Raw genomic sequence first — 22,150 nt, forward strand, 5'->3', positions numbered from 1 at the left:
ACCATGACTGATCGTCCTGTTCGCATCGGAGTCCAGATCCAGCCGCAGCACGCGTCATACGACAAGATCCGTGACGCGGTGCGCCGCGCCGAGGACATCGGTGTCGACGTCGCCTTCAACTGGGATCACTTCTACCCGCTGACCGGAGACCCGGACGGCCTGCACTTCGAGTGCTGGACGATGCTCGCCGCGTGGGCCGAGCAGACCTCCCGCATCGAGATCGGCGCCCTGGTCACCTGCAACAGCTATCGCAACCCCGACCTGCTCGCCGACATGGCGCGCACCGTCGACAACATCGCCGACGGGCGGTTGATCCTCGGGATCGGCTCCGGTTGGTTCGAAAAGGACTACGACAACTACGGATACGAGTTCGGCACGGCCGGCGGCCGGCTCGACGACCTCGCCGAGGCGCTGCCGCGCATCGAGTCACGCCTGGCAAAGCTCAACCCGCCGCCGGTGCGCGACATCCCGGTGCTGATCGGTGGCGGTGGCGAGAAGAAGACGCTGCGCCTCGTCGCGCAGTACGCGAACATCTGGCACACCTTCGCCGACGTCGAGGTGCTGCAACACAAGCTCGAGGTGCTGCGTGGCCACTGCGACGCGATCGGCCGGCCGGTCGACGAGATCGAGGTGTCGGTCGGTGTCGGCGGTCGCGGCCGCGACGGCAACCCGCCGCCCGCACCGAGCGACGAGGGTCCGCAACTGCACGCGGCCGGCGCGCGACTCTTCACCATTGGCGTGAACGGCCCCGACTACGACCTGTCCACCGTCGAGCAGTGGATCGCCTGGCGCGACAAGGTCAACGGCTGAGTCAACGACCGACACTCCCCGTGCACTCGCCGTCGATGCTGGACGAAACGTGCGCTATGGCGCACGATCCGTCCAGCGGGCATCGCGCAAACGGCGTACGCCGGTGCACCAGCAGTCCTAGGCTTCGGCCATGGACACGGGGAGGTGGGCGGCTTCCGCCCTCGTGGGTATGACGGTGGTCGCGATCGCTGGGTGCGCGAGCAGCACCACAAAGTCTGCCGAATCGCCTTCGCCGGCCACGACATTGACGACCCGCACGCAGACAGACACCGTCACGGTGACCGCGACCCGCACCGAGATGTCCACGACGTCCGCGACCACCACTCCCGCAACCACGGCAACGCCCACCGTGACCTCGACACAGGCACAGGTGGCGCCAGCACCGACGACTCACACCACGACCCCGCGGGCAACCCCGACGACACGGCGCGCGACCACCACTCGCACCACCGCGACTGCCACCGCGCCGACCACGCAGGCCACCGCACCGGCACCGCTCGCCGCGGCGGGCGACCACCCGGCGGGCTGCGACGTGAAGGGCAACATCAGTAGCAAGGGCGAGCGGATCTACCACGTGCCGGGGCAGCGCTACTACGACGAAACCAAGATCAGCCCCGGAAAGGGCGAGCGCTGGTTCTGCACCGGAGCCGAGGCCGAAGCCGCCGGCTGGCGGGCCGCTAAAGTCTGACCTCAGCTCGCTGCGCGACGCACTCGCACGAGTGTGTCGACGCGTGTGCCGGGGGCGCCCTCGGGCGAGGGCATGTCCGTCACGGTCTCCCCCGCGCTCTCCACCGACCAGCCCGGCCGGCCCAGGCACTTCTCGATCTCCCGCAGCGACGGCAGGTGCATGTCGTGCGGTTCGCGCCACTCGGGCGCACGCAGGTGACTGAGCACGATCAACTCACCACCGGGCGCGACCCATTCCCGCACCCGATCGAGCAACGGCGCCCGGTCCGAAACCGCCGGTGAATGCAGGAAACTCGCCAGCACCAGGTCCCAGGTGCGATCCGGCTCCCAGTCGTCGAGGTCGGCGCGCGCCCACTCGATCCGATCGGCGACGCCCGCCGACGAGGCCGCCTCCGCCGCCTGCCGCAATGCCGCATCTGCGATGTCGACGCCGGTCACCCGCAGCCCGTGCTGCGCCAGCCAGATCGCGTCCGCGCCGGTGCCGCAACCGAGGTCGAGTGCCGTCTCGCCGACCACGGGCCGCACGGTCAGTGCCTCGACGAGCGGGCCGTTCGGGTTGCCGCTCCACATGTGTTCGCCGGAGTAACGGTCCTCCCAGTAGGCGCGGTGTTCGGCTGGGGTGAGCGATTCCTGGTGCGCGTGCGTCGTCATACGCCCACCCTGGACGCGGTATGACGAACCGGCAACTTTCCTTGCTGATATCGCAAAACTGGTCGGTCTCGGCCGACCGGGAAGGGGTGTCGCTGCCGACTCGAGCGCCCCGATGCGGGAAGATGAGCGCCGCACAACCGAGCAGAACAGATTCACGAAGGGCGACGATGGCGCGCAAGAGGCGTGACGAGGCCGACTACCCCGACGATTCAGTCCAGAACATCGTCGACATCGATGTCGAGCAGGAGATGGAAGCGGCGTACCTCGAGTACGCCTATTCGGTCATCTACTCACGCGCCATCCCCGATGCGCGCGACGGCCTGAAACCTGTGCAACGCCGCATCCTCTACGCGATGGACGAGCTGCGCCTCTACCCCGACCGCAACCACGTGAAGTCCTCGCGGGTGATCGGCGAGGTCATGGGCAAGTACCACCCGCACGGCGACCAGGCGATCTACGACGCGCTCGTCCGTATGGCGCAGGACTTCACCATGCGACTGCCGCTGGTCGATGGACACGGCAACTTCGGCTCACTCGACAACGGGCCCGCCGCATCGCGATACACCGAGGCACGGCTCGCGTCGGCCGCGCTGTCGATGACCCGCTCGCTCGACGAGAACACCGTCGACTACGTGCCCAACTACGACGACAGTGAGCTGCAGCCTGACGTGCTGCCGGCGGCCTTCCCCAACCTGCTGGTCAACGGCGCCAGCGGCATCGCGGTCGGCATGGCGACCAACATGGCGCCGCACAATCTCGGCGAAGTGGTCGCCGCCGCCCGTCACCTGATCGGTCACCCCGACTGCTCACTGGACGACCTGATGAAGTTCGTCCCCGGCCCCGACCTGCCGTGCGGCGGCCAGATCGTCGGACTGGACGGCATCCGTGACGCCTACCTGACCGGTCGCGGAAGCTTCCGCACTCGTGCCACGGCAAGCATCGAAAACCTCACTCCCCGCAGGAAATCCATCGTCGTGACCGAGCTGCCCTACATGGTGGGTGCCGAGAAGGTCATCGAGCGGATGAAGGACCTGGTCCAGGCCAAGAAGCTGCAGGGCATCGCCGACGTCAACGACCTGTCCGACATGAATGGCATGCGGCTGGTCATCGACGTCAAGAACGGCTTCAACCCCGAGGCAGTGCTGGAAGCGCTCTACAAGCACACCCCGATGGAGGAATCCTTCGGCATCAACAACGTCGCGCTCGTCGAGGGGCAGCCGCGCACGCTGGGCCTGAAGGAGCTGCTCAGCGTCTATGTCGACTTCCGCATCGACGTCGTACGACGGCGCACGCAGTTCCGGCTGGACAAGGCCAAGGACCGCCTGCACCTGGTCGACGGTCTGCTGATCGCGATCCTGGACATCGACGAGGTCATCCAGGTCATCCGCACCTCGGACGATGCGGAGACCGCTCGTGGCCGGCTGATGCAGGTCTTCGACCTGGACGAGGTGCAGGCCGACTACATCCTCGAGCTGCGTCTGCGCCGCCTCACGAAGTTCTCGCGCATCGAGCTCGAGAAGGAGCAGCAGGAGCTGCGCGAGCAGATCGAGCAGCTCCAGGCGATCCTGGACGACGAAAAGCTTTTGCGCAAAACGGTTTCCACCGAGCTGGCCGACGTCGTCAAGACACTCGGCACCCCGCGCCGGACGGTGCTGCTCGAAGGCCCGGGTGCAACCGCCAAGACTGCGTCCGCGACTCCGCTCGAGGTCAGTGACGACCCGTGCTGGGTGCTGCTGTCCTCGACCGGACTGCTCGCCCGCACGACGGATGCATCAGCGGTGTCCACCGAGGGCTCACGCCGCAAGCACGACCTGGTTATCTCGAAGGTGCTGACCACCGCGCGCGGGGAGTTCGCGGTCGTCACCTCCGCGGGGCGGATGGTGCGCCTCAGCGCGCTCGATCTGCCGACCCTGCCGCCGACCAACGACGCGCCGGTGCTCACCGGCGGTGCGCCGCTTGCGGCATACGTCGACCTGCCGAGCGGCGAGCAGCCTCTCGCGCTCGCGAGGTTGTCCCCCGATTCGAAGGGCCTGGCCCTCGGCACCGCACAGGGCATCGTCAAGCGGGTGAATCCCGACTACCCGTCGAAGGATTCGTTCGAGGTGATCTCGTTGCGCGATGGCGACAGCGTGGTGGGCGCGGTCGAGTTGCAGACCGGCGAGGAGGACCTGGTCTTCATCAGCAGCCAGGCCCAGCTGCTCCGCTATGCCGCGAGTCTCGTGCGACCGCAAGGCCGTTCGGGTGGCGGCATGGCCGGCATCAAGCTGGGCGCAGACGCGCGGACGATCTGGTTCGGCGCGGTCGACACCGGTCTGCCTGCCGTCGTGGTGACCGGTGCGGGCGCGTCCGGAGCGCTACCCGGTTCGGGTCCGGAGACGGTGAAAGTCACGCCGTTCGAGGAGTATCCGGGCAAGGGCCGGGCCACCGGCGGCGTGCGATGCCATCGTTTCCTGCGCGGTGAGGACCAGCTCGTCATCGCCTGGGCGGGGCCCGCGCCCGCACGAGGTGCAAGTCCGACCGGCGCCGCGGTCGACCTGCCGTCCGCCGACGGCAAGCGCGACGGCAGCGGCGTGCCGGTGAATGGCCAGCTGGCGGCGATCGACTGAGCTACCCGTCGAGCCGCAGGTGCATCACATGCAGCCCGACGTAGCCGTCGTGCGGATGCCGGAAGGCCTCCGGCACCGTGCCGACGATCGTGAAGCCGAGTGACTTCCACAGCCGCACGGCCGCGGTGTTGCTCTCGACCACGGCGTTGAACTGGATTGCGCGGTAACCGTTTTCGCGGTGCCACTGCACGACGTACTCACCCAGCGCCCGGCCGAGCCCACGGCCCCGTCCGGCCTGCGCCACCATGAAACTCGCGGTGCCGACGTGGTCGCCCGGACCGGGCCGGTTGGGCCCCATCTTGGCCGTCCCGAGGACCGTGCCGTCGTCGTCGACCGCGACGACGGTCCGGCCCGGCGGTCGCTCCAGCCACAGGCCACGTGCCAGCTCGGAGTCGAGGTCGGCCGGATAGGTGTAGGTGTCGCCCGCGGCGACGACATCGCGCACGATCGGCCAGATCTGTGGCCAGTCCGCGTCGGTCGCCTCACGGATTGTCGTGCCTCCCAACGTCATTCGCCGGTCGCCCCGTCGACGGACTGCCGGATCAGGTCGGCGTGGCCGTTGTGCCGCGCATACTCCTCGATCAGGTGCACCACGATCCAGCGCAGCGAGAACTCCTCGTTCTCGCGACGGCTGCGCTGCGCGGACAACGCGCCGAGGCCTCCGTTCCGCAACGCCGGCTGCAGCACCTCGTCGGCCAACCGCACCGACTCCTCGTAGAGGGCGGTCAACTGCTCCGGTGTGTCGTCGGCGGCCGAATGCCAATCCCAGTCGACGTCCGCCTCCCAGTCGACCGACGCCCACGGCTCAGGAGCCGGTTGACCGGCGAAACGCTCCACGAGCCAACTGGTTTCGACGAGCGCGAGATGCTTCACCATCCCGCCGAGCGTCATGTCGCTCGGCGCGAGTGCGGTGTTCAGCTGCTCGGCGGTCAGCCCGCCGGTCTTCGCCCGGAAGGTGTCGCGGTGATAGTCGAGGTAGGCCCGCAGGGTCTGTGCCTCGTCCGCCTGCAGCGGCGGGTCGACGCGGGCGGACAGGTCGAACGCGGGTGTCGTCATACCGATCACCGTATGGCGCCGCGACGCACCCGCCCAGCGATTTTCGGCTGCTACGCCTTCGCCTTGGCCGCCGCTTTCGCCTGCTTCTTGAAATCCCTTACCTTCTGCAGGGATTCGGGGTCGACCACATCCGCAACCGAGCGGTAGGAGCCTTCCTCGGCATACGGGCCGATGGTGCTGCGCCAGCCGTCCGGCTGCACCCCGAGCCGCTTGCCGAGCAGCGCCGCGAAGATGCGTGCCTTCTGGTCACCGAAGCCGGGCAGGTTCTTCAACCGGCGCAGCAGCTCTGAGGTGTCGGCCGCGGTGGTCCAGATCTTCGTGGTGTCGCCGTCGTAGTCGTCGCGCACAACCGCGGCGAGCGCGAGAATCCGGCGCGCCATCGACCCGCCGTAGCGGTGGATCGCAGGCGGTCGCACGCACAGCTCGACGAAGCTCTCCTCGTCGGCACCGGCGATCGCCACCGGGTCGATCGTGCCGAAGCGGTCGACGATCTTGGCCGGTCCCATGAATGCGCGCTCCATCGGGAACTGCTGGTCCAGCAGCATGCCCACCAGCAACGCGAACGGCTCGTTCGACAGCAACTCGTCGGCTTCGGGGTCCTGCGCGATCTGCAACGTCACCATTCCGGCAGCGTATCGCCGGGGATGTCCGACGGTCCTGCCTCGCGTTCGCCTCACGCCACCGAACGCACGGTCGGCGTGAGCCCCGACTCGTTGATCCCGAAGGACAGCAGCCGCGACGGGTGGATCCGGATGCCGTGCCCGTCGCCGCCGAACGCCGCCTCACCACGGATGTGCCCGGCGCGTCCACGGATCTCCAGACAGCGCGGCGTCCACGGATCGGTCGCGGCCAGGTCGTCGACCACGAACGCGACGCGGTCGTGGCTCGCGACGTTCTGGTACTTCTGACTCTGCGCCATGGCGCGCCCGAAGACGTCGATCGTGTCGTCGTCGTTGAGCTGGAAACCGACCGGGTTGTTCTGCAGGGTGCCGGACGGCTGCAGTGTCGCCAGTCGCCCTAGGGGATGGCTGCGCAGGTAGTCCCGCTCGGCGGGCGTGAAGATCGTCATACGACCAGCCTCCGACCTCAAGCGAGCTTGAGGTCAAGGGGCACCGTCCGTTCACCTTGAGATTCCACGATAAGAAATCTAATTTCCGAAAACCTTCACATCGACCGCCGAACGTGACTAGCATCACTGCCGGGCTGCCTGTTCGGCATGGATAACCAGACGGCCTGCACCACCCGCTCAACCATGCTCCGACTGCCACGCGCAGGGATCGACAAGGAGCGTGCCGATGAGCGAGACGATGCAACCGGTGAAGAGCCGGGTCCACCCGGTCGACGAGGTGCTACCGCCCGGCAAGCTCGCGGTCTACGGCTTCCAGCATGTGCTGGCCTTCTACGCCGGCGCGGTGATCGTGCCGATTCTGCTGGCCCGGAGCATCGGGCTCACCAACCAGCAGCTGATCCATCTGATCAACGCCGACCTGTTCACCTGCGGCATCGCCTCGATCATCCAGTCGGTCGGCTTCTGGAAGATCGGCGTGCGGCTGCCGCTGCTGCAAGGCGTCACCTTCACTGCCGTCTCCCCGATGATCTCCATCGGTGTCGCCGCGGGCGGAGGCACCGACGGGCTACTCACCATCTACGGCTCGGTGCTGGTCGCGGGACTGGTCACCTTCGCGATCGCACCGTTCTTCGGCAAGCTGGTCCGCTTCTTCCCTCCGGTGGTGACCGGCTCGGTGATCACCGTGATCGGCCTCGCCCTGCTCCCCGTCGCTGCCGGCGACGCGGTGACCGGGCTGGACGGCAAGCAGGACCCGACCAGCGCGCGCAACCTCGCCTACGCGCTCGGCACCGTGCTGCTGATCGTGCTCATCCAGCGGGTGTTCCGTGGCTTCATCGCCACCATCGCCGTGCTGATCGGCCTGGTCGCCGGCACCGCCGTTGCCTGGCTGCTCGGCGATGCCTCGTTCACCGATGTCGGCAGCTCCAATTGGGCCGGGGTGACGACGCCGTTCTACTTCGGTGCGCCGAAATTCGCTGTGGCAGCGATCATTTCGATGGTCATCGTCATGCTCATCACGGCCGTCGAGACAACCGGTGACGTCTTCGCGACCGGCGAGATCGTGCAGAAGCGAGTGGGCTCGCAGGACGTCACGCGCGCGCTTCGAGCCGATGGTCTCGCGACCGTCATCGGCGGCGTGTTCAACTCCTTCCCCTACACCTGTTTCGCCGAGAATGTCGGCCTGGTCCGGCTCACCCGGATCAAGAGCCGGTATGTCGTGGCCGCCGCCGGGGTCTTCATGATCGTCCTCGGCCTCATCCCCAAGGCCGGCGCGATCGTCGCCGGCATACCCGCGCCGGTGCTCGGCGGCGCCGGCCTGGCGATGTTCGCCACGGTCGCCGTGGTCGGCATCCAGACCCTGACCAAGGTCGACTTCCACGACCACCGCAACGTGATCATCGTTGCCACCAGCCTCGGCCTGGCCATGTTCGTCACCGCGCAGCCCGACGTCGCCAAGGTGCTCCCGACCGACCTGCAGGTGCTGCTCGGCAGCGGCATCACGATCGGCAGCATCAGCGCCTTCGTGCTCTACCTGGTGTTCTTCCACCTCGGCAGTGGGCTCGGCCCAGCGGTCGCCGGCACCCCGGGCAACCTGGTGCGGTTGGAGCAGGTCAACCGGATGGACCGCGACGAGTTCGTGACGACGTTCGGCCCGCTCTTCCAGGGCCCGACCTGGATCGTCGAGCGTGCCTACGAGCACCGTCCCTTCCGCGACACCCTCGAGCTTCGGCAGGCCTTCCAGGAAGCGCTCTTCAGCGGCACCGAGGCCCAGCAGAACGAGCTCATCAACGCCTACCCGCGCCTCGGCGCCGACGCGCCGGACCTGCAGGCGCAGTCGGTCGAGGACCAGGACACCCACCACCTGAGCTCGCTCGGCGGCAGCGACCGCGACGAACTGGACGAACTCACCACGGCCTATCAGGAGCGATTCGGCATCCCGCTGGTCGTCTGTGTCCGTGAAGAGGGTTCGCTCGACGACCTGCTCGCACACGGCCGACACCGGCTCGGCAACTCCCCCGCGCAAGAGCACTACCGGGCAATGGTCGAGATCGGCAAGATCGCCGGCTACCGCTTCGACACGCTCGTGGCGGACGCCAACCCCTATCTGTCGGCCAAGACGACCCACCTTCGCTTGCAGTGAGGAGACCCATAGTGCGCAATACGATTGACGAACGCGGTGGCGACACCGCACGACAGCTGGAAGGTGGACCCCGCATGCCGGTGAACCTCAACGGCGTCCCCGCCCCGCTCGACGATGCCGACCCGCACACCAATGCGCTCGACTGGTTGCGCTCACGCGGCCTCACCGGCGCGAAGGAGGGCTGCGCCGAAGGTGAGTGCGGCGCGTGCTCGGTCCTGGTACGACGCCCGAGCGGCAACCGCTCGACCTGGACGGCGATCAACGCGTGCCTGATCCCGGCGCTGTCACTCGACGGCCAGGACGTGGTGACCTCCGAGGGTCTCGGCACGCCGGACGACCTGCACCCGGTGCAGCAGGAGATGGCTGTCCGCGGCGGATCCCAATGCGGTTACTGCACACCGGGTTTCGTGTGCAGTATGGCGGCAGAGTATTACCGCGAGGACCGTCACGCCGACCCGGCACCGGCCGCGGGGGACGACGGCGAGCACGGGCCCAACGGCTTCGACCTGCACGCGCTCAGCGGCAACCTCTGCCGGTGCACCGGCTACCGGCCCATCCGCGACGCGGCCTACGCACTCGACTCCCCCGCAGCCGACGACGAGTTCGCCGCCCGCCAGGCAGAGCCGACACCGCCCGCCGTCGCGACCCGGGTCACGGCCGCAGGCGCCGAGTTCGTCCGCCCGCAGTCGCTCGGCGAAGCGGTCAAACTGCTCGGCGAGACCCCCGACGCACAGCTGGTCGCCGGCGCCACCGACTGGGGTGTCAGCGTCAACCTGATGCGGGCCCGTGCACCGCGCCTCATTGCGATCGACCGATTGGCGGAGCTGCGCGGCCTCACGGTGGGCGACCAGGTCGTGACGATCGGTGCCGCGCTGACGCTGTCCGAGATCGAGCGTGGCCTCGACGGTCGGATCCCGTTGCTGGCCAAGCTGTTTCCGCAGTTCGCCTCCCGCCTCATCCGCAACGGCGCAACCCTCGGTGGCAACCTCGGCACGGGATCCCCCATCGGTGACAGCCCGCCTGTCCTGCTCGCGCTGGAGGCCGAGGTGGTGCTGACCGGACAGAACGGCGAGCGGGCCGTTCCGTTGGCCGATTACTTCACCGGCTACCGGCAGTCGGTGCGCGCAGCCGACGAGATCATCACCGCGCTGCGTGTCCCGCTGCCGCTCGCACCACACACCGCGTTCCACAAGATCGCCAAACGCCGCTTCGACGACATCTCCAGCGTCGCCGTCGCCTTCGCCATCGACATCGAGGACGGAGTCGTCTCGCGGGCGGCGATCGGGCTCGGCGGAGTGGCCGCCACGCCCCTGCGCGCGCGCACTACCGAAGCTGCCCTGGTCGGCGCACCCTGGACCGCAGAGACCGTGCAAACCGCTGCCCGCACCCTCGCGGCTGAGGGGACACCGATGGCCGATCACCGGGCGAGCAGTGACTACCGGCGAGCGATGCTCGCCACCAGCCTGCCGAAGTTCTTCGCGCAGTTCGAGCAGGAGGAGACGGCCCGATGAGCAACCTGTCCCAGCGCCCGGCCAATCCCGTTGTCGGCCAAGCAATTCCGCATGAGGCGGCCAGCCTGCACGTGACTGGCCGTGCGCTGTATACCGACGATCTCGTCCAACGCACCCGCGACGTGCTGCACGCGTGGCCGGTGCAGTCGCCGCACGCGCACGCACATGTCACCGGCCTACGGCTGGACGACGCCCTCGCGACACCCGGTGTGGTGCGCGTCCTGACCGCCGACGACGTGCCCGGGGTGAACGACGCCGGGGTGAAGCACGACGAGCCGTTGTTCCCGACCGAGGCGATGTATGTCGGGCACGCGATCTGCTGGGTGCTCGCCGAGACCCTGGAGGCCGCACGAGCCGGCGCTGCGGCTGTCGAGGTCGACTACGCGCCGTTGCCCGCACTCGTGACCGTGCGCGAAGCGATTGCCGCCGGCAGCTTCCAGGGCGCTCAACCGACCCTCGAACGCGGTGACATCGAGGCCGGGTTCGACTCTGCCACCATGGTTTTCAGTGGCGAGTTCGAGTTCAAGGGCCAGGAGCACTTTTACCTGGAAACACACTGCGCCCTCGCGCTGGTCGACGAGAATCAGCAGATCTTCGTGCAGAGCAGCACCCAGCACCCCAGCGAGACCCAGGAGATCGTCGCTCACGTGCTCGGTCTCGCCTCGCACGAGGTGACCGTGCAGTGCCTGCGGATGGGCGGCGGCTTCGGCGGCAAGGAGATGCAACCGCACGGCCTCGCCGCGATCGCTGCGCTCGGCGCGACACTCACCGGCCGACCGGTGCGGCTGCGGCTCAACCGGACGCTCGACATGACGATGACCGGAAAGCGGCACGGGTTCCACTCCGACTGGCGAGTTGCCTTCGACGACGACAACCGGCTGGTGGCTCTCGACACGACGATCACCGCCGACGGCGGCTGGAGTCTTGACCTGTCCGAGCCGGTGCTGGCCCGCGCCCTGTGTCACATCGAGAACTCCTACTACATCCCGAACGTGCGGGTGAACGGCCGGATCGCCAAGTCCAACAAGACTTCTCAGACTGCGTTCCGCGGCTTCGGCGGACCACAGGGCATGGCGGTGATCGAGGACATTCTCGGCCGTTGCGCTCCGCTGCTCGGCATCGACGCCGCCGAGCTGCGGCACCGCAACCTCTACCAGAAGGACCAGGAGACGCCATACGGTCAGCCGGTCGAGCAGGCCGACCGGCTGCACCGCGCATGGGGTCAACTCACCGAGTCCGGCGACCTGGAGCGGCGCCGTGCGGAGATCGCGGAGTTCAACCGCACCCATTCGGACCGCAAACGTGCGCTGGCGATCACGCCGGTGAAGTTCGGCATCTCCTTCAACCTCACCGCCTTCAACCAGGGCGGGGCGCTCGTGCTGATCTACAAGGACGGCTCGGTGCTGATCAACCACGGCGGCACAGAGATGGGCCAAGGCCTGCACACCAAGATGTTGCAAGTCGCGGCAACCGCGCTCGGCGTGCCACTGTCAACCGTCCGGCTTGCCCCCACCCGCACCGACAAGGTGCCGAACACCTCTGCCACCGCTGCGAGTTCGGGTGCCGACCTCAATGGCGGCGCAGTCAAGAACGCCTGCGAGCAGCTGCGTGAGCGGCTGGCGACCGTCGCCTCGCAGCACTTCGGCGTGCACCCGTCCGACGTGCGCATCGAGGCCGGGCGGGTGAGCGCCATCGGGAGCAATGCGGACCCGCTGGCCTGGACCGATCTGGTGCAGCGCGCCTACTTCCAGCGGGTCCAGCTGTCCGCGGCCGGTTACTACCGCACAGAGGGCCTGCACTGGGACTCCGCTGCGATGCGGGGTTGTCCGTTCAAATACTTCGCGCACGGCGTCGCCGCGACCGAGGTCGAGGTGGACGGCTTCACCGGGGCCTATCGGACCCGGCGCGTCGACATCGTGCACGACGTCGGTGACAGCCTCTCGCCGCTGGTCGACATCGGGCAGATCGAGGGCGGGTTCGTCCAGGGGGCGGGCTGGCTGACGCTCGAGGAGCTCGTCTGGGACGAGAGCGACCGGCCCACCCGCGGCCGGTTGCAGACCCAGGCGGCGAGCACCTACAAGCTGCCGAGCTTTTCGGAGATGCCGCCGGACTTCCGGGTCGCCCTGCTGGAGCAGGCCGAGGAGGAGGGCGCGGTCTACGGGTCCAAGGCAGTTGGCGAGCCGCCGCTGATGCTGGCGTTCTCGGTGCGCGAGGCCCTGCGTCAGGCGGCAGCGGAGTTCGGGCGGCCCGGCACCAGCGTGCCGCTCGCGATGCCGGCGACACCGGAGGCGGTCTTCTGGGCCATCGAGGCGGCGCGGACCGGCGCGTTCGGCGACGACCTGCTTGTCGGCGAGACGACCCTCCCACCGCAGCCGCCGGCCGACGCACCGCACATGCACCCCGAGTCCGAGCGACTCGCAGCTGACGCGGGTGTCTGAATCATGTTGTGGACACACGCGATCGAAGACTCACATCGTCGTGGTGAACCCGTTGTGCTCGTCACGGTGACCGCTGTGCGGGGACACGCACCACAGGCGCCCGGGGCAAAACTCGTGGTCTCGCGCAGCACGACGTGGGGCACTGTGGGCGGAGGAAACCTCGAGGCGACGGCGATCGACCGGGCGCGTGAGCTGTTGCTCGACGCGGACCCGGCAGCGCAGGTGAGCTCGCTGCACGCCGAACTCAACGAGCACGCCGAGAACACCCATGGCACGCAGTGCTGCGGCGGCACCGTCGACCTGTTGCTGGAGGTCCTGCCGGCACCCGCCGCCGTTGCGATCTTCGGCATGGGGCACGTCGGCGTGGAGCTGGCGCGGCTGCTCAGTCGGCATCCGTTGCGGTTGCACCTGATCGACTCTCGTGAGCAACTGCTGCAGGACGCCGGCGCCGAGCTGCGGGACCCACCGGTCGCCGACCTCGTATGGCACCACTCCCCCGTGCCCGAGGTGACTCTAGGCGAGCTGCCGCACGGCTGTCACGTGCTGATCATGACGCACGACCACGCCGAGGACGCCGCGCTCTGCGATGCCGCCCTGCGGTGCGGGCACCTGGCCAGCATCGGCATGATCGGCTCGAGCGCCAAGCATCGGCGCTTCCAGCAGCGGCTTCGCGAGGAGGGGCACTCCGAGCAGCAGATCGACCGGATCCGCACTCCCATCGGCGATCCACAGATTGCCGGCAAAGCACCTGCCATCGTTGCGTTTTCGGTTGCCTCAGAGCTGCTCGTGCACATCCTGGCGAAGAACCCCGCCGAAGGGCGGGTCCGATGACGATCTATCAGGGACAGATCCTGGACACTCCGAAGAACCCATTCACCGGCGGTGCACTGCGGGTGGAGGCCGACGGGGCGGTGCTCGTGCGCGACGGCCGCATCGATGGTTTTGGGCCATACGCCCAGGTGCGCTCGGCGCACCCGGACGACGACGTGGTCACGCTCGACTCGGGAGTGCTCATCCCCGGGCTCATCGACACCCACGTGCATTACCCACAGGTGCGCGTCATCGGCGGTCTCGGCATGCCGCTCCTGGACTGGCTGGAGCACTGCGCCCTCCCGGAAGAAGCCCGCCTTGCCGACCCGTCGTACGCCGAAGGGGTCGCGCACGACTTCGTCCGCTCACTCACCCAGGCGGGCACGACCAGTGCGCTGGTGTTTGGCTCGCACTTCCCGGCGGCGGTCGACGCACTCTTCGCCGAAGCCGCGCGTGTCGGGCCGCGCGTCACCGCGGGCCTGGTGCTCAGCGACCGGATCCTGCGTGACGACCTGCTGACCACCCCCGAGCAGGCCGACCGCGACTCGCGGGCACTAGCGAAGCGGTGGCACGGCAATGGCCGCATGAGGTATGCCGTGACGCCACGCTTCTCGTTGTCCTGCACCGACGAGCTGCTCGCCGTGTGCGGCCGGATACTCGCCGACCTCGACAGCGTGCTGTTCACCTCGCACATCAACGAGAACGTCGCCGAAATTGCCCAGGTGACAGGGCTTTTCGAGACCGATTATCTCGGCAGCTACGCCCGGCACGGGCTGGTCGGCCCACGGAGCGTGTTCGCGCACAACGTGCACGTCAGCGACTCCGAGCTCGCCGGACTCGGCCGGGCCCGCGCCGGAGTCGCACACTGCCCGACCAGCAATGCCGCGCTCGGCAGCGGGCTCTTCCCGTTGCGCCGGCACCTCACGCACGACGTCCGGGTGGCGCTCGGCACCGACGTCGGCGCCGGCACCGGTTTCGCGTTGTTCAAGGAGGGTTTGCAGGCCTACTTCGCCCAGCAACTGCTGGGTACGGACGGGGTGCCACTGACCTCGGCACACCTGCTGCATCTGGCGACCGCGGCCGGTGCGGACCTGCTCGGCTTGCCCGACGTCGGCGACTTCACCGTCGGCAAACGGTTCGACGCGGTCTGGGTCCGCCCGGCCGAAGGCACCACACTCGACACCGCACTGCGCAACGCGGCAGACGCCGATGACGCACTGGCCAAGATCTTCGCGCTCGGCACGTCGGCCGACGTGCATCAGGTCTGGATCGACGGTGCCTCGATCGACCTGCAACGAGCGGGCTGACGTCAGTCGGCCGGCCCGTGCTCGGCCAGGTATGCCGCGGCCAGTCGTCGGGGAGCCTTGAGCAACCAGGCGTCGGTGATCAGCTCGGTGAGCTCGTCGACTTCGATGCGGTCCAGTTGCACCAGGACGGCGTTGTAACCGTTAAAGTGCGGGATGGTGAAGTAGATTGCCGGATCGTCAGCGATGAGAGCGTGTTTCACGCCTTCGTCCGCGACGCGCACCCCAAGGATCTGACCGTCGGGTGCGTGGTCGCCGAGGTCGGCGCGGTCCTTCTTGCCTAACGGGCGCTCCCACACGAAGCCCTTGCCCCTGACCCGCCACATGGTGTTGCCCCAGGCCGGACGTTGCTCCACCTCGGGCAGCCCGCCCACGATCTCCCGCACGTCATCCCAGGTCGCCATACCAGGCAAGTGTACGCGTACACTTGCGGCTGGATCACCAGTTGTTGATCGACCGGGTCAGGATGCCGGCGATGTCGTCCTCGGTGGGCGTCTTGGCGCACGTGCTGAGCAACCGCTGCTGCTTCATGGTGCCGGGCACCAGGTCGGGCACGTCGGCCTCCGAGAAGCCCACCGCGCCAATGCCGTTGGGGATGCCGATGTCTCGCATCAACCGGGTCAGCACCGCCGGCAGCTGCTCGCGCGGATCGCTCTGCTTCGCATCGTCCGGCCCGAGCAACTCCGCGACCCGCAGGTGGCGTTCCGGGGCAGCCTCGAAGGAGAAGCGGAACGCCTCGGGCGCGGTCAGCGAGACCGCCATGCCGTGCGGCACGATCGGCTCGTCGCCGGGATAGCCGGACGGACGGAAGTCCTTGACCCGCCCGGCTATCGGGTAGGCGTTGGCGTGCGGGATGTGCACGCCGGCATTGCCGAAACCCATGCCCGCGAACGTCGCCGCCTGCATCATGTCGACCCGCGCCTGCTGGTCGTCGGCGCCGTCCGCGACGGCCCGCCGGAATGCCCGGGCGAGCAGCGTCAGCGCCTGCTCGCACCACACGTCCGAGACGGGGTTGGCGCCGCAGTAGGTGACCCGCTGCTCCGGCTTCTTCTTCTCGTATGACGAAAAGACCTTCGCGGTGTAGGACTCGGCTGCGTGGCAGACGATGTCCATGCCCGCGGCCGCGGTCACCTCCGGCGGCAGGGTCATCGTCAGCGCCGGGTCGACGACCGCCATCGTCGGCCGCAGCCGCCAGTGGCTGATGCCGGTCTTGACCTTCATCGACAGCACGTCGAGCACGCACATCGCGGTGCTCTCCGAGCCGGTGCCCGCGGTCGTCGGCACCGCGATCAGTGGCTTCAGCGCGCCCGGCGGCACCTGTGCCCGGCCGACCGGCGCGTTGAGGTAGTCGGTCAGCTCGCCCGGGAAGGTGGTCAGCAGGTTGACCGCCTTGGCGGTGTCGATCGCGGACCCGCCGCCGACCGCGACGAAGCCGTCCCACGGGCCCTGCGCGGCGGCATACTCAATGGCCTTGTTCATCGAGTCGTCGGTCGGTTCGACGTGCACGCCGTCGAAGATCTCTGCCACGATGTCGTAGCGGCGCATCGCGTCGGCGATGCGGTGCGGCACCCCGCTCCCCGCGACGCCGGCGTCGGTGATGATCAGCACCCGGGAGACGCCGTACTGCGCGAGATCGAAGCCGATCTCGTCGCACGCGCCGAGGCCGAACTTCAACGGCGGGGCTCCCCAGGTGAAGATCGTCTCCTGTTGCTGCGCCATGTGCCGGGTCCCTTCGTGGGTGAGTGTTCGATCAGGCGTCGATGCGTTCGCGGTCGAGCGCCTGCGCGGAGTCGACGATGAAGTCCTTACGGGGAGCCACCTCGCTGCCCATCAGCAGGTCGAAGACCCGCTCGGCGTTCTCGGCGTCCTTGAGGGTCACCCGTCGCAGCATCCGGCGGGCCGGGTCCATCGTGGTCTCGGCCAGCTGACCGGCGTCCATCTCGCCGAGGCCCTTGTAGCGCTGTGGCTGCTTGAGATGTTTGCCCTTGCGCTCGAATCGCGCGGTCACCTCACGCATCTCCTGCTCGGAGTAGGTGTAGACCACCTCACCCTTGGCCTTGCCCTGCGCACTGGTCTCGATCCGGTGCAGCGGCGGCACTGCGGCGTAGACGCGGCCGGCCTCGACCAGCGGCCGCATGTAGCGGAAGAACAGCGTCAGCAGCAGGGTGCGGATGTGCGCGCCGTCCACGTCGGCGTCGGTCATCAGGATGACCTTGCCGTAGCGAGCGGCATCGACGTCGAACGAACGACCCGACCCCGCGCCGACCACCTGGATGATCGCGGCGCACTCGGCGTTCTTGAGCATGTCGCCGACCGACGCCTTCTGCACGTTGAGGATCTTGCCGCGGATCGGCAGCAACGCCTGATACTCGGAGTTGCGCGCCGCCATGCCGGTGCCGAGGGCGCTGTCGCCCTCGACGATGAACAACTCGGAGCGGCCGGTGTCGGTGGACCGGCAGTCCTTGAGCTTGCCGGGCAGCGACGACGACTCCAGGGCGGTCTTGCGGCGCTGGGTCTCCTTGTGCAGCCGCGCGCTGATGCGCGACTTCATCTCGGCGACGACCTTCTCCTGCACCAGCGCGGACTGCGCCTTGTCGTCGCGCTTGGTCGAGGTCAGCCGCGCCGTCAGCTCGCGCTCGATCACCTTGCTGACGATCTGCCGGACCGCCGAGGTGCCGAGCACCTCCTTGGTCTGGCCCTCGAACTGCGGCTCGGCCAGCCGCACAGTGACCACCGCGGTCAGGCCGGCGAGGATGTCGTCCTTCTCGACCTTGTCGTTACCCACCTTGAGGCGGCGCGAGTTGACCTCGAGCTGCTTGCGGAAGACCTTGAGCAGCGACTGCTCGAAGCCGGCGACGTGCGTGCCGCCCTTGGGGGTGTCGATGACGTTGACGAACGACTTGAGCCTGGTGTCGTAGCCGGTCCCCCAGCGCACCGCGACGTCGACGCCGCAAAGGCGCTCCACCTCCGTCGGTGTCATGTGCCCTTGTGCGTCCAGCACGGGCACGGTCTCGGTGAAGGTGGCCTCACCCTGGAGGCGCCATACGTCGGTCAGTGCCGGGTCGGGCGCCAGGAACTCGGTGAACTCCGAGATGCCGCCGTCGTGCCGGAAGACCTCCTCGACCGGGCCGTCGGCGCCGGGCGTGTCCGGCAGACCTCGCTCGTCGCGCACCACGATCGTCAGGCCGGGGATCAGGAAAGACGTCTGCCGGGCGCGGGCGATCAGGCTGTCGTAGTCGAGCCGGGCATCGCGCAGGAAGATCTGCGGGTCGGTCCAGAACCGGATGCGGGTGCCGGTGACGCCGCGCTTGGCCTTGCCGACCACACGCAGCTCGCTGCCCGCGGTGAACGGCTGGAACGGCGAGTCGGGCGACGGCCCGGCCGAGCCGTCGTCGAAGATGCCGGGCTCACCACGACGGAAGCTCATCGCATAGGTCTTGCCGCCGCGGTCGACCTCGACATCGAGTCGGCTGGAGACGGCGTTGACGACCGATGCGCCGACGCCGTGCAGTCCGCCGGAGGCGGCATAGGACCCGCCGCCGAACTTGCCGCCGGCGTGCAGCTTGGTGAAGACCACCTCGACACCGGTCAGGCCGGTGCGCGGCTCGATGTCGACGGGGATGCCGGCGCCGCGGTCGGCGATCGAGACCGATCCGTCGGCGTGCAGGGTGACCAGGACGTGGTCGCCGCGGTCGGCGAGTGCCTCGTCGACCGCGTTGTCGATGATCTCCCAGACGCAATGCATCAGCCCTCGGGAGTCCGTGGAGCCGATATACATGCCCGGTCGCTTGCGGACGGCCTCGAGACCTTCGAGAACCTGCAGGTGCCGGGCGGTGTATTCGCTCTCGGTCGTCGTCGACGGGCTGGCGGTCACAGATGGAACTCCTCATCGCGCGGGTGAGCGGCCCGCCTCACGCTTGGCTCGATCGAAGGGTAACCGGCGCGTCGGACAACTGCCCGCAGGCGCCACCGTATGGCGGGAACGTCCCGTCATACCCGGTCGTCGTAGGGGGTGAAACCCTGTGAAGCAGGCCACACAGCGAGAATGTGCACGACGGGAATCCCTTCGCATGATTGACTGTTGACCACTTCGACGACGGGATCGGGTGCGAGCCCGAAACCGCAACGAGAGGATGATTACCGTGACCACAGCCCTTGCCCCGACATTGACCACATCCGATCGCTGCGACCGCTGCGGTGCGCAGGCCTTCATCCGTGCGCGACTCAGCTCCGACCAGGACCTGCTCTTCTGCGCCCACCACGGCCGCGAGCACATCGACAAGCTGCGTGAGATCGCCGAAGAGGTCATCGACGAGACCGACCGACTCCAGGCGGAGCCGACGGTCGTCGACGCCTGACCGACTTTTCCCGACCACGCCGAAGGCGGCGCACCCAGCTGGGTGCGCCGCCTTCGGCATACTCTGACGGCCATGGATCCCGTCACCGTCGTCGCCGGCGCCATGATCGTCGTCGGCATCCTCGGCCTGATCGTGCCGGTGCTGCCGGGTCTGCTGCTGTGCCTCGCCGGCGTGCTGCTGTGGGCCTGGCACGTGGGCAGCGCCACCTCGTGGACGGTCTTCGGGGTGTGTGTGGCGGTGGCGGCGGTCGGCTGGGTGGTGCAATACACCGTGCCGAACCGGCGGCTGAAGGAGGCCGGCGTGCCCGGGCTGGCCAAGCTCGCGGGCCTGGTCGGTGCCGTGGTCGGCTTCTTCGTGATCCCGTATGTCGGGCTGTTCGTCGGCTTCGTGGTCGGGGTCTACCTGGCCGAGCAGGTGCGACTGCGCAACCCGGGCCGGGCCTGGGCGGCCACCAAGGCCGCGGTGAAGGCGGTGCTGACCAGCATCGGCATCGAACTGGCCGCTGCGGTGTTGGTGTCGTGGATCTGGGTGGCGGGGTTGCTACTCACCCGGTGAGTGAACTTGGCTTACCAGCCCTCACCCTTGCGCTTGTCCCAGCGCTGCTCAAGGCGTTCCATGAAACTGCCGCCGTGGGCAGCGGTGGTCCCGCGCCCGCGGGACTTGTTGCCGGAGGCGGCGACGATCGAGCCGTCGTCCTGCACCGTGCCGAATTCGCGGCTCTTGCCCGGGGCGAAGGCGTAAGCGCCGGCGGCGACCATCACTGCGAAGCCGACGACACCCAGCCAGATCTGGGTGATGGTGACGCCGACGAGCACCAGTGCGAGCCCCGCCAGCACACCCACCACACCGATGGCGATGCGACGTCGCAGCTTGCTGCGGCCCGGATGAGCCACCATGTGCGAGGCGAATTTGGGGTCCTCCACCTTGAGCGCCTGCTCCATTTGATCGAGCAGCCGTTGCTCGTGCTCCGAGAGCGGCACGTTGACCTCCCAATGTCGCGCGATCACCGCCACGCGGCGACCGGTCTGTCGGATCGATCCGGCAGTTCTTCTTTCCAAGGATAGTTCGCCCTGCTACCAAGCGGTAGTCACCCACCGATTGGGCAAAGCCTAAACAGCTTCGGACACCCGTGGGTAGCCAACGCCGGAAACATTTGGCACCGGCGCCACGCAGGCGGTGAAGGACTCCATCATCGGCAGGCCGAGGTGCGTGAGGACCAACTCCAAGAAGGTCTCGACCTGACGCACCAGGTCGTCGGCCTCGCGGGTGCTGACCTCTGCGGCACCGCGTTCGAGCAATTGTCGCCGTGCCGCGCTGCCCTCGAAGAAGGCCGCCCACTCGGACAGCTCCGGTGCCACGGCCGGCAGCACCGACCACACGTTGCGCGGCCGCGAGCCGGCGGAACGGCGCGCATCGGCCGCCAGCACGGCCGCGGCGGCACGCAACGCCGCCAGGTGCGCGAGCCGGTAGCGTTCGTCGGCGCGGGTCGCGTGGCAGGCCTGCAGCAAGCCGGTGCGAGTGCGCTCGACCAGATCGAGCACGGCACCTGCGACGGCGGTCGGAGCGGTGGGACGGGCGGAACGGCGCATGCTGGTCTCCTCGAAAGTCCTTGCCGGGACGACAATTCTCACGAACATTTGTTCGATTCGAGAAGGTAGCCGACCGCACCGACACCGGGCAGGTATGACGGCGCGCCCAACCACGGCAGGCCCGGCCACGGCAGGCACGGCCACGGCGGCCCGGTCGCTCAGACCAGGCTGTGCTGCCGCAGGTTGTCGAAGACCTCGAGCGTCGCGGTCGACTTGTTCATCGTGATGAAGTGCAGGCCCGGGGCACCTTCGCGCAACAGCCGCTCGGAGTGCTCGGTGCAGATCGCGATGCCCTCGCGGCGGACGGCGTCCGCGTCGTCGCTGACCGCGTCGATGCGGGCGACGACGTCGGCCGCGAGCGGTTGCCCGTTGAGCTCGGTGAGCCGCTGCAGTTGTCCGGCAGCCGTCACCGGCAGCAGGCCCGGAATGATCGGCAGGTCGCAACCGCGCGCCGCCACCAGGTCACGCAGACGCAGGTAGGCATCGACATCGGTGATCATCTGGGTGATCGCGAACGAGGCGCCGGCCTCTGCCTTGCGGACCAGGGTGTCGGCGTCGGCCGTCAGGTCGTTGGACTCCGGGTGCTTGTCCGGGAAGGCGGCGACGCCGACGGTGAAGTCGCCGAGTGACCGCACCAACGACACCAGCTTGTCGGCATGGTCGAGACCTTCGGGGTGAGCCACCCATTCGCCGGCCGGCCCGCCGGGTGGGTCGCCCCGCAGCGCCAGCACGTTGGTGACGCCGACCGAGGCGTACTCCCCCACGATCTGCCGCAGCTCGGCGACCGAGGAGCCGACGCAGGTCAGGTGCGCCATCGTGGTGAGCGTTGTCTCCTGCTCGATGCGACCGGTGATCCGCACGGTGCGGTCACGGGTGGAGCCGCCTGCGCCATACGTGACGGAGATGAAGGTCGGGTTCACCTGCTCGATCCGGCGCACCGAATTCCACAGCAGTGCCTCGGCCTTCTCCGTGCGCGGCGGCATGAACTCAAAGCTGAAGCTGGGGCCGTCGTCGGCCAGCAGTTGCGGGATGGAGTTGCGGCCGAAGGACGGACCGTCGGGGCGCGGCGTCATGCCGGTGATTGTAAGGACAGCTGGGCCAATTAGGCTCATCCCGACCAC

The 22,150-nt window shown here is 68.4% G+C and carries 21 protein-coding genes; 10 read left to right on the plus strand and 11 right to left on the minus strand.

Going from position 1 to position 22,150, the window contains the following annotated elements; genetic code table 11:
* The first annotated feature begins 3 nt into the window (after positions 1-3).
* A complete protein-coding gene (locus tag N2M23_RS05925; RefSeq protein ID WP_265444027.1) occupies positions 4-810 on the plus strand; it encodes an LLM class F420-dependent oxidoreductase in 807 nt (268 codons plus the stop codon).
* Between the two features lie 130 nt (positions 811-940).
* Positions 941-1,498, plus strand: a complete 558-nt coding sequence (locus tag N2M23_RS05930) for a sunset domain-containing protein (protein ID WP_265444029.1) — start codon at positions 941-943, stop codon at positions 1,496-1,498.
* A gap of 2 nt (positions 1,499-1,500) precedes the next feature.
* Here N2M23_RS05930 and N2M23_RS05935 read toward each other — a convergent pair whose 3' ends face one another.
* Positions 1,501-2,148 (minus strand): SAM-dependent methyltransferase, encoded by a 648-nt coding sequence (locus N2M23_RS05935; protein ID WP_265444030.1) that lies wholly within the window; start codon positions 2,146-2,148, stop codon positions 1,501-1,503.
* Between the two features lie 167 nt (positions 2,149-2,315).
* Here N2M23_RS05935 and N2M23_RS05940 point away from each other — a divergent pair, with 167 nt between their 5' ends.
* A complete protein-coding gene (locus N2M23_RS05940; RefSeq protein WP_265444031.1) occupies positions 2,316-4,754 on the plus strand; it encodes a DNA gyrase/topoisomerase IV subunit A in 2,439 nt (812 codons plus the stop codon).
* A 1-nt stretch (position 4,755) separates the two neighbouring features.
* Here N2M23_RS05940 and N2M23_RS05945 read toward each other — a convergent pair whose 3' ends face one another.
* From N2M23_RS05945 to N2M23_RS05960, 4 genes are read right to left on the minus strand one after another with little or no spacing between them, the layout of a single operon-like run.
* On the minus strand, positions 4,756-5,265 hold the full coding sequence (locus tag N2M23_RS05945) for a GNAT family N-acetyltransferase (RefSeq protein WP_265444032.1): 510 nt from the start codon (positions 5,263-5,265) through the stop codon (positions 4,756-4,758).
* Positions 5,262-5,810 carry a DinB family protein gene (locus tag N2M23_RS05950; RefSeq protein ID WP_265444034.1) on the minus strand — a complete coding sequence of 183 codons (549 nt, stop codon included), beginning with the start codon at positions 5,808-5,810 and terminating at the stop codon, positions 5,262-5,264. The genes N2M23_RS05945 and N2M23_RS05950 overlap by 4 nt, the downstream gene beginning before the upstream one ends.
* 50 nt (positions 5,811-5,860) lie before the next feature.
* Positions 5,861-6,433, minus strand: coding sequence for an HhH-GPD-type base excision DNA repair protein (locus N2M23_RS05955; RefSeq protein ID WP_265444036.1), 573 nt, complete (start codon positions 6,431-6,433; stop codon positions 5,861-5,863).
* 50 nt (positions 6,434-6,483) lie between these two features.
* Positions 6,484-6,879 carry a PPOX class F420-dependent oxidoreductase gene (locus tag N2M23_RS05960; protein WP_265444037.1) on the minus strand — a complete coding sequence of 132 codons (396 nt, stop codon included), beginning with the start codon at positions 6,877-6,879 and terminating at the stop codon, positions 6,484-6,486.
* Between the two features lie 226 nt (positions 6,880-7,105).
* Between N2M23_RS05960 and uraD the strand changes: the two genes are divergently transcribed.
* From uraD to N2M23_RS05985, 5 genes are all read left to right on the plus strand, one after another.
* On the plus strand, positions 7,106-9,019 hold the full coding sequence (uraD, locus tag N2M23_RS05965) for a 2-oxo-4-hydroxy-4-carboxy-5-ureidoimidazoline decarboxylase (protein ID WP_265444038.1): 1,914 nt from the start codon (positions 7,106-7,108) through the stop codon (positions 9,017-9,019).
* Between the two features lie 74 nt (positions 9,020-9,093).
* A complete protein-coding gene (locus tag N2M23_RS05970) occupies positions 9,094-10,530 on the plus strand; it encodes a xanthine dehydrogenase small subunit (RefSeq protein WP_265444040.1) in 1,437 nt (478 codons plus the stop codon).
* Complete coding sequence (xdhB, locus tag N2M23_RS05975) at positions 10,527-12,968, plus strand: xanthine dehydrogenase molybdopterin binding subunit (RefSeq protein WP_265444041.1); 2,442 nt, start codon at positions 10,527-10,529, stop codon at positions 12,966-12,968. The genes N2M23_RS05970 and xdhB overlap by 4 nt, the downstream gene beginning before the upstream one ends.
* A gap of 3 nt (positions 12,969-12,971) precedes the next feature.
* Positions 12,972-13,799: a xanthine dehydrogenase accessory protein XdhC gene (gene xdhC / locus N2M23_RS05980; RefSeq protein WP_265444042.1), complete on the plus strand. Its 828-nt coding sequence runs from the start codon at positions 12,972-12,974 to the stop codon at positions 13,797-13,799.
* A complete protein-coding gene (locus N2M23_RS05985) occupies positions 13,796-15,085 on the plus strand; it encodes a guanine deaminase (RefSeq protein ID WP_265444043.1) in 1,290 nt (429 codons plus the stop codon). Before xdhC ends, N2M23_RS05985 begins: the two co-directional genes overlap by 4 nt.
* A 2-nt stretch (positions 15,086-15,087) precedes the next feature.
* On the opposite strand, the gene N2M23_RS05990 is transcribed toward N2M23_RS05985, so the two are convergent.
* The 3 genes from N2M23_RS05990 to N2M23_RS06000 are packed head-to-tail and all read right to left on the minus strand — an operon-like array spanning position 15,088 to position 18,956.
* Positions 15,088-15,486, minus strand: a complete 399-nt coding sequence (locus N2M23_RS05990) for an MmcQ/YjbR family DNA-binding protein (protein ID WP_265444044.1) — start codon at positions 15,484-15,486, stop codon at positions 15,088-15,090.
* Positions 15,487-15,520: 34 nt separating this feature from the next.
* Positions 15,521-16,801, minus strand: a complete 1,281-nt coding sequence (locus N2M23_RS05995; RefSeq protein WP_265444046.1) for a hydroxyacid-oxoacid transhydrogenase — start codon at positions 16,799-16,801, stop codon at positions 15,521-15,523.
* A 31-nt stretch (positions 16,802-16,832) separates the two neighbouring features.
* A complete protein-coding gene (locus N2M23_RS06000) occupies positions 16,833-18,956 on the minus strand; it encodes a DNA gyrase/topoisomerase IV subunit B (RefSeq protein WP_265444048.1) in 2,124 nt (707 codons plus the stop codon).
* Between the two features lie 259 nt (positions 18,957-19,215).
* On the opposite strand from N2M23_RS06000, the gene N2M23_RS06005 reads away from it, so the two are divergent.
* Both N2M23_RS06005 and N2M23_RS06010 read left to right on the plus strand, forming a co-directional pair.
* Positions 19,216-19,440 (plus strand): DUF7455 domain-containing protein, encoded by a 225-nt coding sequence (locus N2M23_RS06005; RefSeq protein ID WP_212755426.1) that lies wholly within the window; start codon positions 19,216-19,218, stop codon positions 19,438-19,440.
* A gap of 72 nt (positions 19,441-19,512) precedes the next feature.
* Positions 19,513-19,995 carry a DUF456 domain-containing protein gene (locus N2M23_RS06010; protein ID WP_265444050.1) on the plus strand — a complete coding sequence of 161 codons (483 nt, stop codon included), beginning with the start codon at positions 19,513-19,515 and terminating at the stop codon, positions 19,993-19,995.
* A gap of 11 nt (positions 19,996-20,006) precedes the next feature.
* Here the strand turns inward: N2M23_RS06010 and N2M23_RS06015 are convergent, their stop codons facing one another.
* The 3 genes from N2M23_RS06015 to metF all read right to left on the minus strand — a co-directional run bounded on the left by N2M23_RS06015 (position 20,007) and on the right by metF (position 22,102).
* Entirely contained in the window at positions 20,007-20,453 is a 447-nt protein-coding gene (locus N2M23_RS06015; protein ID WP_265444052.1) for a DUF3040 domain-containing protein, read from the minus strand.
* 96 nt (positions 20,454-20,549) lie between these two features.
* The gene (locus N2M23_RS06020) at positions 20,550-21,029 is read right to left on the minus strand and encodes an SAV_6107 family HEPN domain-containing protein (RefSeq protein WP_265444053.1); all 480 of its coding nucleotides are present in this window, start codon (positions 21,027-21,029) and stop codon (positions 20,550-20,552) included.
* 158 nt (positions 21,030-21,187) lie between these two features.
* On the minus strand, positions 21,188-22,102 hold the full coding sequence (gene metF, locus N2M23_RS06025; RefSeq protein ID WP_265444055.1) for a methylenetetrahydrofolate reductase [NAD(P)H]: 915 nt from the start codon (positions 22,100-22,102) through the stop codon (positions 21,188-21,190).
* Between the last annotated feature and the right edge of the window lie 48 nt (positions 22,103-22,150).

The organism is Flexivirga meconopsidis, from assembly GCF_026162425.1.
Taxonomy (GTDB): domain Bacteria; phylum Actinomycetota; class Actinomycetes; order Actinomycetales; family Dermatophilaceae; genus Flexivirga; species Flexivirga meconopsidis.

What these genes read in the sequence shown, in the direction of transcription:
- N2M23_RS05925 (WP_265444027.1), top strand. Translation starts at nt 4, where the DNA reads ATGACTGATCGTCCTGTTCGCATCGGAGTCCAGATCCAGCCGCAGCAC.
- N2M23_RS05930 (WP_265444029.1), top strand. Translation starts at nt 941, where the DNA reads ATGGACACGGGGAGGTGGGCGGCTTCCGCCCTCGTGGGTATGACGGTG.
- N2M23_RS05935 (WP_265444030.1), bottom strand. Translation starts at nt 2,148, where the DNA reads ATGACGACGCACGCGCACCAGGAATCGCTCACCCCAGCCGAACACCGC.
- N2M23_RS05940 (WP_265444031.1), top strand. Translation starts at nt 2,316, where the DNA reads ATGGCGCGCAAGAGGCGTGACGAGGCCGACTACCCCGACGATTCAGTC.
- N2M23_RS05945 (WP_265444032.1), bottom strand. Translation starts at nt 5,265, where the DNA reads ATGACGTTGGGAGGCACGACAATCCGTGAGGCGACCGACGCGGACTGG.
- N2M23_RS05950 (WP_265444034.1), bottom strand. Translation starts at nt 5,810, where the DNA reads ATGACGACACCCGCGTTCGACCTGTCCGCCCGCGTCGACCCGCCGCTG.
- N2M23_RS05955 (WP_265444036.1), bottom strand. Translation starts at nt 6,433, where the DNA reads ATGGTGACGTTGCAGATCGCGCAGGACCCCGAAGCCGACGAGTTGCTG.
- N2M23_RS05960 (WP_265444037.1), bottom strand. Translation starts at nt 6,879, where the DNA reads ATGACGATCTTCACGCCCGCCGAGCGGGACTACCTGCGCAGCCATCCC.
- uraD (WP_265444038.1), top strand. Translation starts at nt 7,106, where the DNA reads ATGAGCGAGACGATGCAACCGGTGAAGAGCCGGGTCCACCCGGTCGAC.
- N2M23_RS05970 (WP_265444040.1), top strand. Translation starts at nt 9,094, where the DNA reads ATGCCGGTGAACCTCAACGGCGTCCCCGCCCCGCTCGACGATGCCGAC.
- xdhB (WP_265444041.1), top strand. Translation starts at nt 10,527, where the DNA reads ATGAGCAACCTGTCCCAGCGCCCGGCCAATCCCGTTGTCGGCCAAGCA.
- xdhC (WP_265444042.1), top strand. Translation starts at nt 12,972, where the DNA reads ATGTTGTGGACACACGCGATCGAAGACTCACATCGTCGTGGTGAACCC.
- N2M23_RS05985 (WP_265444043.1), top strand. Translation starts at nt 13,796, where the DNA reads ATGACGATCTATCAGGGACAGATCCTGGACACTCCGAAGAACCCATTC.
- N2M23_RS05990 (WP_265444044.1), bottom strand. Translation starts at nt 15,486, where the DNA reads ATGGCGACCTGGGATGACGTGCGGGAGATCGTGGGCGGGCTGCCCGAG.
- N2M23_RS05995 (WP_265444046.1), bottom strand. Translation starts at nt 16,801, where the DNA reads ATGGCGCAGCAACAGGAGACGATCTTCACCTGGGGAGCCCCGCCGTTG.
- N2M23_RS06005 (WP_212755426.1), top strand. Translation starts at nt 19,216, where the DNA reads ATGATTACCGTGACCACAGCCCTTGCCCCGACATTGACCACATCCGAT.
- N2M23_RS06010 (WP_265444050.1), top strand. Translation starts at nt 19,513, where the DNA reads ATGGATCCCGTCACCGTCGTCGCCGGCGCCATGATCGTCGTCGGCATC.
- N2M23_RS06020 (WP_265444053.1), bottom strand. Translation starts at nt 21,029, where the DNA reads ATGCGCCGTTCCGCCCGTCCCACCGCTCCGACCGCCGTCGCAGGTGCC.
- metF (WP_265444055.1), bottom strand. Translation starts at nt 22,102, where the DNA reads ATGACGCCGCGCCCCGACGGTCCGTCCTTCGGCCGCAACTCCATCCCG.